Here is a 10,768-nt window from a genome sequence, read left to right as displayed (position 1 = left end):
GTGGGCATGGTGGTGGACAGCACCGACAGCCTTTACATCGCCGACCACGGCAACCACCGGGTCCGGAAAGTCGCGGCGGACGGAAATATCAGCACGGTCGCCGGCACAGGCACCGCGGGCTTCAGCGGTGACAACGGCCCGGCGGCCTCAGCCCAGCTGTACAACCCGTTCGGGCTCGCGGTGGACTGCGTCGACACCCTCTATATCGCCGACCATGTCAACAACCGCATCCGGAAGGTCGCGTCAACAAGGATGGCCGGGCTGCCCGAGTCGGGCACGGTCGTCTCCTGGGCCAACGTCCGGAGCAGGCTGCGGATGGGGGTCCTGCGCGAGTCCACCAAGGACGGGGCCGAGATCCACCAGTTGCTCGCCGCCGCCAGGGATCACCAGCGGTGGCGGCTGATCCCGGCGGGGCAGGACAACGGCGACGTCCTGTACAGGATCGAGAACGTACGCAGCGGCAAGGTCCTGGAGGTCGTCGGAGCGCAGGAGAGGCCCGGGGCGGTGGTCGCACAGCGCGCCTACGAGGGCGGTGACGCCCGCCACCAGCAGTGGAGGCTGATCCCGGTGGGCTCGGTTACCGACACCCCCCGGGTGTACGAGATCGCGAACGGGAACAGCGGTCTGCTCCTGAAAGTCGACACCAACGCCCGTACGGTGATCAAGCAGCACGGGGCCGAGGGTGACCACCGGGACCGGCAGTGGCAGCTGCTCCCCGTGTGACGCACGAGGGGCAGGGGCGGCCTCGCCCCTGCCCCCTCGGCACCCGGGCCCTACTCGGAACGGGACGGTTTCTCGGCGGTCGCCTTGGGTGCCTGGGCTTCGGGAGCCTTGGGTGCTTCGGGGGCCTTGGGCGCCTTGGTGTAATCGCTCTTCTTCGGCTTGTCCTCCAGGTCCTCGTTCTTCTGAAGGCCGGGGTGCCCCGACACCGTCGTACTCGACTCCTGCATGCCGGCGGCCGCCGCTGCGGACACCGAGCCGGGATCCCCGGCGTACCGGGCCTGTTCACCTGCCGACGCCTGGGTGGTGCGGATGAAGGAGCCTAGGAAGCCCAGGACGGCCCGCGCTTCGGGCGACTGCTCCTGCACGACCTTCGCCCGGGAGGAAGCCCCATGTATGGCGCTGGTGAACAGGCTCGTGCTCGTGTCGTCGTACGTGTCGCCGTCCGCGTCCTCGAAGTCGACACCCGCCCCCGGCTGCGGCTTTTCGCCATCGGTGGTCACCGAGAAGAGCCCCGCGCCCTTGCCCGCGAAGCCGAAGATGTTGTCGAACACCATGGTCGTCACCCCTGGTCGTTGTCCGTCCGGTCAAGGCTGCTTGTGCAGCGCTCGTTGGCTGTCGGTCAGGCTCTCGCCGTCGAACATCGTGTGGTGGACCTCCAGGGCGGAGACGACCTCGGCCAGCCCCTTCATGCGGAAGCCGCCGCCCGCCAGGTCGAGGTCGCCGATGTCGCGGCACACCACCCGGTCGAGGCCCGGGTAGTCCCCGGACTGAGGAGGAGACAGGACCGCCACCGGCACGTCGTACATCACCGCGATGAACCCGGAGAAGGTCACCGGGATCTCGTAGCAGTACTGCTTGCGGCAACGCCGCTGCGTGGCGATGGTCTGCACGCGGGAGCTCGGCTGAACCTGGCCGGAAATCTGTGATCGCGAGGTCCAACTGGTGTTCAGGGAGCCGCCGACAGAGGCAGTGATGCCCAGCATCAACTGCGCGTTGAGCGTCGCGGTGCCGGTGGCGCTGCCCGTGGTCGTGAAGCCCACCGAGTTAGTCAGCGTGTTTGCCGCGGAGTTCGTCATCGCGTTCCGCATGCCCGCCTCGGTGGCGTTGGCGTTGTCCACCCCGACGTTGTCCTTGCTGTTCTTGTTGGTCATCGTGTTCGTGTTCCTGCCCGACACCTCGTTCTGGAGCTGCGTCTGAAGCTGCGTCTGGAGGTCCATCCGGAGCTGGTTCTGCAACTGCAGCTGGAGCTGCGCGCTTACGCTTCCGCCGAAGGTGAGCTGGGCCGATCCCTGGAGCGACCACGTGACCCCGTTCGACACGGTGAAATCGACCGAGTCGGTGAAGTTCATCGTGGTCGTCTGGCTGCGGTTGACGTAGGCGCGCGAGGAGAATGTGTCGGGCGGGGGCTGGCTGATGTCGCACCGCTCCTCGATCAGTGGCTCCCCGAGGTTCATATAGGCGATCCAGCCCAACTGGAAGGCGGTGCCGGGGAAAGTGCCGAAGCTCGACTTGTTCACGGAGAACCCGACGGGCTTGTGCCGCACACCGTAGTCGTCGACGTAGACCAGGTTGGGGTGGTTCAGGATGGACTGCCAGGTCTGCTGGATGTTGAGCTCCCGCAGGTTCTTCTTCGTCAGCGGCTGGCGCTTGGCCCGGTCCAGGTTGTACGCGTTGGAAGACATTCCCCGCCCTCGACTAATCTGGCCGAATTTCGCTCGGTGAAATGTAAACAAGGATCTGCGCACGTTCCGAAGCACGTTCCGGAAGGCGAAGCTAGCACGGGCTCCTGTCACGTGGGAAGGCGTCTCCGTATTATGTGCCCAATCGGGCGACAGGGCTCGACGGCTACCCCAACTCATCTGAGTTACAGGTAACTTGAGGTCTGACGATTGCCCGATCGACGGCTTTCGGAATCGCTCTGCCTGCCGATGTCGCAGTCTTGCGCGTGGGCGTAGGTGAGGTGTCCAATCGTTTTCGAAGTCGTTTCGACCGAACGCGGTTGAATGTGCGGCAATGCCGCGCGACAGGCTACTGCACTGAGCGTCCGACCCATTGTTCTCCACATTCAGAACAGGTGAGGTTTCCGCGATGTACACCCAAGAACGCACGGCTATGGCGAATTTGGTGGTCGGCGGCCCGGTGGCGGTGAACAGCTACGACAACGCGATCGTGGCGGCACTGGTCGAGAACCGGCCGGTCATGCTCGTCCACGCCTTCAACGGCGGCTACCTGCGGCCCGCCGAACTGAAGGAGGACAGCCACGACAAGGGGGTCAAACTGGCCACCGCGCTCGACCCGACCGTCAAGGACGCGCAGGGCCACCTCTGGCACATCACCCCCGCCGGCTTCTTCGGGCAGCGACCGCTGTACTTCATCGAGAGCGCCGCGGGCCAGGTGTCGCCCAAACCCGCCGGTGCGGGCGGAACCGACGTCGGGCGCGGCGACGACGGCGCGCCGAAGCCGCAGCGCCGGCGCATCACCGTCCACCAGGAGGCCCCCAAGAGCACGGCCGACACCGTCCAGGTCGGCCTCCCCGACAAGGTGGGCGACAAGTGGCGCGGGAAGAACGGCGCGATCGAGGACACCCAGCTCTGGGTCGTCACGGTGACGCCGTGGGGCGGGATCACCTTCGTGCCGATCACCCACCCCGACGCCATCCTCGGGTTCAAGGACCACGCGGTCGCGGCCGACAGCGAGGTGCGTCTCACCTACAACTGGGGCGGGGACTTCACCGGGACGGTCATCAACACGTTCTACCCGCGGCTGCCCAGCGAATGGAACGTGCCGTACCACCACGTCTTCACGTGATCCGCGGTCCGGCCACCGGCGCACCGCACCCGTCCCGAGCCGACGCCCCAACCGCCTGGAAGAGGCACCACGATGCCCGTGCCCACGGAAGAACTGAAACTGGAGATCGTCCACGCCGCCACCGGGAAGACCCTCGGCACCAAGGCCGCGCCGAGCACGGACGGGGCACTCGTCGTCCGCGACTTCCCCGAGGGCGGCCCGAACCCGGCGCGATGGCAGCTCACCCCCGTGCCGGCCGCGCAGGGCGGCCAGACATACGTGATCCGCAACGCGGCCGACGGCAAGGTGCTCGACAACCCCGCCGCCACGGACCGCGGTGTCCGCCAGTGGGACGCCGCCGCCGGAAAGAAGAGCCAGCAGTGGCAGGTCGTCCCCGTCGAGGGTGAAGCGGGCCTTTACTTCATCGAGGGCGTGGCCGACGGCACCGTTCTCGACCTCGATGACCCCGGCAAGGAGGACACCCGGGTCGTCCTGCGCGCGTACGACGAGAGCGCGAAGAGCCAGCGGTGGCGGTTCGTCCCGGCCGAACCCGAGCGCATCAGCGACCCGGTGCTGCGCTGGGCACCGCTGAGCCACTGGAACAGCCGCCGGTCCTGGCGGCTGGACCGCTCGCCCGCGCTCCGACCGGTACCCGGCGCGACACCCGCCTTCAGCGACATGCTGCTGGTCCTCAAGCAGTACGGGAGCGACCAGGACGCCGGCGCGTGGAAGAGCAGCGGGGCCGATCGCGCTCCCGGCGGTCAACCGGGCTGGTGGGCCGGGGACGGTGCGCGGTTCCTCGCCGACACCACGGGAACAGGACGCGCGGACATCGTAGGGCTCAAACCCGCGAAGGGCGCTGTGACGTCGTCCGGCAGGGGCGACGGCACGTTCGACGACGACGAGCGCGCCCTGCACCAGGGCGCGCCCTCCCCGAGTCCTTTGGACCTGTGGACCCTTGTGGACACGACGGGCGGCGGCAAGCCCGACCTCGTCGTGCTCGCCGCCGACGGTGTCCGGGTGTCCTCCCACGACGACGCCGGGAAGTTCGCGCCCACGGGCGGCAAGCTGGCCCTCAAGGCGTTCGGCCACGGCCAGCAGGCCGGCGGCTGGCTGGCCGACAAACACCCCCGTTTCCTCGCCGACACCACCGGGGACGGCAGGCTCGACATCATCGGCTTCCACGACGACGGCGTCTGGGTATCACTCCAGGACGAGGAAGGAAAGTTCGCACCGATCGCCGACGAACCGGTCCTCCGGGCATTCGGCCACAGCGAGGAAGCGGGTGGGTGGCTGGCCGGCAAACACCCCCGTTTCCTCGCCGACACCACCGGGGACGGCAGGCTCGACATCATCGGCTTTCACGACGACGGCGTCTGGGTATCACTCCAGGACGAGGAAGGAAAGTTCGCCGATCCTCTGTACGTCCTCGACGACTTCGGAACCGAGCGGGGGTGGAGCTCGGTCGAGGAGCACCCCCGGTTCCTGGTGAGTACCACCGGTGGCGGAGCCGTGGACATCGTCGGGTTCGGCCCGCAGGGCGTCGTCGTCTCACGGGGTCGCGGCGACGGCACGTTCGAGCCCGCGAAGCTCGTCCTGAACGACTTCGGGCTCGCCCAGGGGTGGACGGGCGGGAAGCACCTTCGCTTCCTCGCCGATGTCACCGGCGACGGCAACCCGGACGTCGTCGGTTTCGGCGACGAGGGGGTCTGGGTGTCGCACAGCCGCGGCGATGGCCAGTTCGAGCAGGCTCAGCTGGTGTGCCGCGGCTTCGGGTACGACGAGGACGCGGGCGCCTGGCGGGTCGACCGCCACCCGCGCTTCCTCGCCGACATCACCGGTGACGGACGCGTCGACATCGTCGGCTTCGGCGGCCCGGGAGTGTACGTGGCCCGGAACCTCTTCCGCCGCTTCAGGACCCGATAGCCCCGGAGGGCCTCTACAGCCCCATCACGGCGACACATCGTGCCTCCGCCGGCCGTCATGGCAGGCGGAGGCACGAAGGAGCGGAGTACAACTCACAGGGCGAGCGCGGTCGTCACGCGTGCTGGAGGAGCCCGGCCTGGATCATGTCGCCGGTAGTCGTACTGACACTCGTCAGCACCTGCGTGCTGGTCAGGTTGTTCTCCATGATGGTTATCCTGTTGAGGATGTCGGGCGTGATGCTGCGTGCAGCGCCCACAAAGACCTGTCGCAGCAAGGGCATGGTTGCTTGGCTGGCGAGCTCGACATTACTGGCGACGGATTCCAGTGACCCCTTGAGGCTGTCCCATCCGTTGGCGACGGTCTGCGCCGCGGTGGCTGCCTGGCTCGCCTGCTTCCCGAGATCAGTCAGCCCGGCCTGGCAGACCTGGAGCAGCTTCACCTCGTCCCGGATCTTCTGCTGCCTTTTGAGGATCTCACTTTTCTGGTTGTAGAGCTGCGCCAGCGCCTGCCCGTTGGTGCGCCCCATCCCTTTGACGAGCAGTGCGCCGCCGCCGATGGTCAACCCCAGGGACAGCCCGCCGGTGAACACCGCGCCGAGAACGCCAACGGCCATCAAGGCCAGGCCGCCGAGGATGGCCAAGCCGTTCGCATTCCGGGTGGAGCTCGTGCTGATCTGTGCGTTCACCTGCTTCAGCTGGTCGTCCAGCTGGTTCAGGATCCCTTGGTCACCGCTCACCACGGAGTTCAGCTTGGCGGCGTAGGAGGCGAACTCCCTTCCGTTGTCCCCGAAGGCGTCCCGCAGGTTCTGCATGGCCGTGGCGTAGTGCTGCGCCTTGTCCCTGAGCTTTCCCACCTCGTCCCGAAGGGCGATGAGCACTTGCGCCGCTTGGTTCGCGGGTAAGCTCTGCTGCTGATCGAGGATCTGAGCGAAAGCCCCTTGGAGGGCGAAAAAGTTGCGGGATTGGGCAAGCAGCGCCATTGATTGCGGCTGCACAGTGTTCAGGTATCTCCTGGCCGTGTCCGCAGCCTTGCCCAGTTCCGTGTTGATCCCCACCGCGTAAGCTCTCACCTGACTGTTGTCGCTACCGCTCAGGTTCAGGTTCGCCTGTTGCGTCACGCTCAGCGCATACGACTGAACGAGCGCGGTCATTCCTCCTTGCTGTACGGCCGCATTCCCTGCCTGCTGCTGCAGCGCGACGCTTTCCTGGATAGCCGTGGTCATGATCTTCCCTTCGTTTTCCCTGCTCGACACTCCGCGTCAGTTACCGGTGATCGCAGCGTTCAGCGCCCTTGTCCGCGTCAGAAGTGATTCCCACTTGACGGCGGCCGCGTCGATGCCTTCGGCCAGCTTGGCGCTGTCGCCGGGCCCCGTGTGATTCACCACGGCGGTCGCGTACTCCGCGTACACCTGCTGCCATATGTTGGCAAGGGCTCTGGCCGGCCCTGCGACAGCGCACACACTGCGCACATAGGCGTTGCAGTCCGATTCGACCTTCATCACCGCTTGCAGCCCGGCCTGCAGCCCGGCGAGCTCCCTGTAGAGCTTCTCGAGCTTTTCGCTGTCCTTGCGGAGATTCTGCAATGCTTTGCCGACATCGCCGGACGAGGATTCCTCGATCCCTCTGTGCGCGGCCTCCGAGCCACCCGTGAACTTTCCCTCGCCCCCGATTCCCCTGAGGGATTCCGCAACGGAGTCGAGGATCTTCCGCGCCCCCTTGCCGGTCGTGTGCGACGCCTCGATGAGGTCGTCCAAGTCCTTGCTCACGGTCTGCTGCATGTCCTTGAGCGCACGGGTCGTGGCAGCGATCTTCCCCTTGCCCGCGGAAAGCCTCCTGATTTCGGCATTCGCGCGGTCGGTCAGAGCGGCCCCTCTGGTCTCCGTCTGCTCCCAGAAAATCTCATACACCTTGGCGAACTCATCCGCCATCTGCTGGAATTTTCCGAACTCCTTCGTCACGGCGTCGAGACAGACGGCCGATTGTTCAGGGGCCGTCGCGGCCAACGTTTGCATGCTACGGAAAAGCGCGGCCGCGCTCTGGAGGTCGACGAGCCTCTTGATGACTCCGGGGACCTGTGCACCCAGGTAGGCGCGAGCGCTGTCCCTGACGCCTTCCTGAGCCGTGCGCATGGCCTGTGCCTCGTTTTTGTCCGTGGTCTGCACAGCCACCTCGGCAGCACATACCAGGCTCCAGGTCTGCGCGGCAAGAGCCGCCGTCACCAGCTTGTCGATGGCGCGTCCCAGCGCGATCGGGTCGAGCGACCCGATCGGCACAATGCCCGGCCCGGCCTCTGACGATGACGTCACGTGTACCTCCCGTAGTTGAAGTCAAAAGCACGGGATCGCGAGGATCGCGACCCCCAGTCGTTGCGGCAACTCATGGAAACGGCAACCTTCTTCGACTTGGCCACCGATCGGGGCGGTAGTACTCAAGCGCGGAAACGTGGCACCGGCCCGATGAAGCTACACCGCTAAACTCTTGATCACATGACGGCTATTCGGCCAAATCCTGATCGGCCATCGATGAGATCAGGGTTTGGACGATTCTCTGCTCGAGCATTCAGGTGGAGTCGCGCCGAGGTGACCGAAACGCGGTTACGGATTCGGTGCTCCGAGGCCTATCGCGATGAAGGAGAACCCCAGAGGAGCCCAGGCACCGTTGACTGCTGTCTGCACGACGAACAGGCCCGTATCGACGGTTTCGACCGAGATGGTTCCCCGCTCGCCGCCCTTCCGTAAAGTGGCCAGGACGGTTGGCGGAGACGCGAAGACCTCGGTGAAGATGATCTTGTATGATCCGGGCAGGCCCGGCCACACGCTGAAGCCGTTGCCGGAGAGAACGTTTCTGTTCGCGTCGACGGTCCCGTGCACCTTGCGCTCCACCGGCTGCGGCGGGCCGACGCGGAAGCTGAGCGGTGCCGTGGTGGCGGCCCCGATGGTGAGACCGTCCGCGCGGGGGTGGTCGCCCGGGGCGGCGTTCGCCTCAGCCTGGACGTTGATGGAGTAGAAGCCCTGCAGCTGGGTTCCGATCGCCTTGGCCTTGAAGCGTACGAGACGGCCGTTGTCTTCGAGGCCCTCTACGGTCAGGACCTCGACGCTGCCTCCGCTGATGTAGCGGATCTGGCCGCTCGGGGGGAAGAACAGGCCCGCCGGGAGCTTCACCCGGATGGTCTCGCCCGCGCTGACCGAGCCTGCGTCGACCTTCACCTCGATCGTGAACGAGGCGGTGGCTCCCGGCGCCAGGACCAGCGGGTTCGGGCTTCCCTGAGTGATGATGAATGCCATGTCCTTTTCCTCTTCGTGTTCCGCTTGGGTGGTCACCCGTCGGTGACGGGTGCCTCGTGCGGGTGGCTAGCGTCGGTGGCCCCTTCGCGCCCGGATCCGTGCAGCCGGGGCGCCTGCGATCACCCCGCGGCCCAAGGTGAAACCGGTGGTGGTCACGTCGGCGAAAGCTCCTCTGGCTTCTTGCGCGGAATCTCGGCGCCAGGAACGGACTCGCCGACGCTGCCAAGCCCACCGCAGGTGAGCAAACGGTCGATGAACGACCCGTTGACGCGCTGGTGGCGGAGCAGACGCCTCCTCTCACCCCCCGGCGGGAAAGGAATGAGGCTCCCTGGACCCCTGTCGTGACGCTCAAGAGCCCCCACGGACGTGTGCTGCTGCGGTCCGCCGCCGAGATGGTGCCCGTCGCGGCGGCGGTGGTGGTCACGGACGAGGTCATCGCCCGGTTCACCGATGGGCCGGGGAGCCGGAGCCGATGGCTGACGCTAGGGCTCGGCGCCGCCGGGCTGGGCTGCTTCGTGCTGTGGCGGTGGTGGTCGGTGGCCGGGCTGTGGGGGCTGGCCGCGGTGCTCCCGGTCCTGACAGCGCTTTCCGACGCACGTCTCCGTCGTGGGGGTGGTCTCCGGGGCTGCCCGCGCGGCCGGTCGGCTGACCGGCATCGACTTCTTCGACGTGCCCATGGAGGCCGGATGATCGGCGTGCTCCTCGTCGACGACGAGGTTCTGGTACGGGCCGACGTCCGGCTCGTACTGCAGCACGCCGACGGCATCGAGGTCGTCGTCGAGGCCGGCGACGGGGCCCGGGCCGTCGAACTCGCCGTCCGCGAACGCCCCGACGTCGTGCTCCCGGACGTCCGCATGCCCGGTACGGACGGTCTGGACGCCTTCGCGCGCCTCACCGCCCTCGAGCCCCCGGCCGCCGTCGTCATGCTCAGCACCTTCGGCGACGAGGAGAACGTCATCCGTGCCCTGCGCTCCGGGGTCGACGGCTTCCTGCTCAAGGATTCCGGTCCCGAGGAGCTGATCCAGGCGGTACGTGCCGCCGCCCTGGGGGTTCTACCGCCGGGGGGCCACCACCCAGGTAGGCGGAACCGTTTTCTGGCGTCCATCGGGTCTGGATCGATGCTGTTCACGCAGGTGGGGTTCTTGTGGTCCAGGTGTGTCGACGATGTTGGTGACAGGAACGTGGCAGCTCAGGAATCCCCTCCAGGGGTGCTGAGGCGGGGGTTCGTCGTGCGGTGGCATACGCCACCGAGCCGATGCGCAGGGCCGAACGCTCGCGCGTGTCACAGGCGGCGCCTGTCAACACACCGTGGTGAGCCGGGGCAAGGCGAGTACCGCAGCTGAGACCTGGTGGACCAGGCGATAGCCAGATCACGTGTCACTTGATGACGGTATACGTCGTGATCGGTTTGCCGACTTCGAGATGCTGACTGGCGGGGAATTATCTGTGGGCGTCGTCTAAAAGTGGCTCTGTCTCACATTCCGTGCCAGAGCCACGGAGGGTCACCGAATCCACGATCATGAACAGACGTGGCTGACGCGCTCCTCCAGGACCTCTGGTTCCACTAGACCGACGGCATCGCCCTCGACGGCATCGACACCGACGACGAGCCAGCCGTCATACGAGCCCGCGCTCAAGGGCTCCAGGCCGCATGCCCGAGCTGCGGAGTCCTCTCGGACTACGTGCACAGCCGTTACGTCCGGCGGCTCGCGGACAGCCCGGTCGGCGGGCGCCCGGTGTGATCGCGTCAGGGCGAGGCGGTTCCGCTGCCGCGAGCGCGGGTGTTCGTGGGCGACGTTCGCCGAGCAGATGGGCTCTGCCCCCACGCCCAGACCCCGAAGTGTGGTCCCCCCACCACATAGGCCCCTGACCTGCACCTTCCTACGGTGTGGCGACGCAATGACGCGCCCCTCGCCCACCCGGAAGTGATCAGATGGCCACCCCACCCCCACCCACCCCAACTCCCAACTCGCTCCCCAGAATCGTCGTCGCGAGCCTCATCGGGACCACCATCGAGTGGTACGACAACCCATCCGGACAGGGCTAGGA

At 66.8% G+C, this 10,768-nt stretch carries 10 protein-coding genes; 5 read left to right on the top strand and 5 right to left on the bottom strand.

The genetic code is table 11. The annotated features are described in order from the left end of the window. A partial coding sequence (locus tag ACX9I7_RS32050; RefSeq protein WP_459389327.1) for an RICIN domain-containing protein occupies positions 1–723 on the top strand: 723 nt, incomplete at its 5' end. A 50-nt stretch (positions 724–773) separates the two neighbouring features. On the opposite strand, the gene ACX9I7_RS32045 is transcribed toward ACX9I7_RS32050, so the two are convergent. After that, entirely contained in the window at positions 774–1,277 is a 504-nt protein-coding gene (locus tag ACX9I7_RS32045) for a hypothetical protein (protein ID WP_459389326.1), read from the bottom strand. A gap of 30 nt (positions 1,278–1,307) precedes the next feature. Beyond that, on the bottom strand, positions 1,308–2,405 hold the full coding sequence (locus ACX9I7_RS32040) for a hypothetical protein (protein ID WP_386724338.1): 1,098 nt from the start codon (positions 2,403–2,405) through the stop codon (positions 1,308–1,310). 406 nt (positions 2,406–2,811) lie between these two features. On the opposite strand from ACX9I7_RS32040, the gene ACX9I7_RS32035 reads away from it, so the two are divergent. Both ACX9I7_RS32035 and ACX9I7_RS32030 read left to right on the top strand, forming a co-directional pair. After that, positions 2,812–3,531, top strand: coding sequence for a hypothetical protein (locus ACX9I7_RS32035; protein ID WP_459389325.1), 720 nt, complete (start codon positions 2,812–2,814; stop codon positions 3,529–3,531). A 72-nt stretch (positions 3,532–3,603) separates the two neighbouring features. After that, the gene (locus tag ACX9I7_RS32030) at positions 3,604–5,436 is read left to right on the top strand and encodes an FG-GAP-like repeat-containing protein (RefSeq protein ID WP_459389324.1); all 1,833 of its coding nucleotides are present in this window, start codon (positions 3,604–3,606) and stop codon (positions 5,434–5,436) included. Between the two features lie 112 nt (positions 5,437–5,548). Here the strand turns inward: ACX9I7_RS32030 and ACX9I7_RS32025 are convergent, their stop codons facing one another. From ACX9I7_RS32025 to ACX9I7_RS32015, 3 genes are all read right to left on the bottom strand, one after another. After that, the gene (locus ACX9I7_RS32025) at positions 5,549–6,658 is read right to left on the bottom strand and encodes an HBL/NHE enterotoxin family protein (RefSeq protein ID WP_459389323.1); all 1,110 of its coding nucleotides are present in this window, start codon (positions 6,656–6,658) and stop codon (positions 5,549–5,551) included. Positions 6,659–6,694: 36 nt separating this feature from the next. Continuing rightward, positions 6,695–7,741 carry a hypothetical protein gene (locus ACX9I7_RS32020; RefSeq protein WP_459389322.1) on the bottom strand — a complete coding sequence of 349 codons (1,047 nt, stop codon included), beginning with the start codon at positions 7,739–7,741 and terminating at the stop codon, positions 6,695–6,697. Between the two features lie 288 nt (positions 7,742–8,029). Next, positions 8,030–8,719: a hypothetical protein gene (locus ACX9I7_RS32015; RefSeq protein WP_459389321.1), complete on the bottom strand. Its 690-nt coding sequence runs from the start codon at positions 8,717–8,719 to the stop codon at positions 8,030–8,032. A 686-nt stretch (positions 8,720–9,405) separates the two neighbouring features. Here ACX9I7_RS32015 and ACX9I7_RS32010 point away from each other — a divergent pair. After that, entirely contained in the window at positions 9,406–10,062 is a 657-nt protein-coding gene (locus ACX9I7_RS32010; protein ID WP_459389329.1) for a response regulator, read from the top strand. A 234-nt stretch (positions 10,063–10,296) separates the two neighbouring features. Continuing rightward, entirely contained in the window at positions 10,297–10,461 is a 165-nt protein-coding gene (locus ACX9I7_RS32005; RefSeq protein ID WP_459389328.1) for a transposase family protein, read from the top strand. The last annotated feature ends 307 nt before the right edge of the window (positions 10,462–10,768 follow it).

This window comes from Streptomyces sp. L500 (assembly GCF_054551825.1).
The sequence above is the reverse complement of the archived record's forward strand: the minus strand, read 5'-3'. Positions and strand labels throughout refer to the sequence as shown.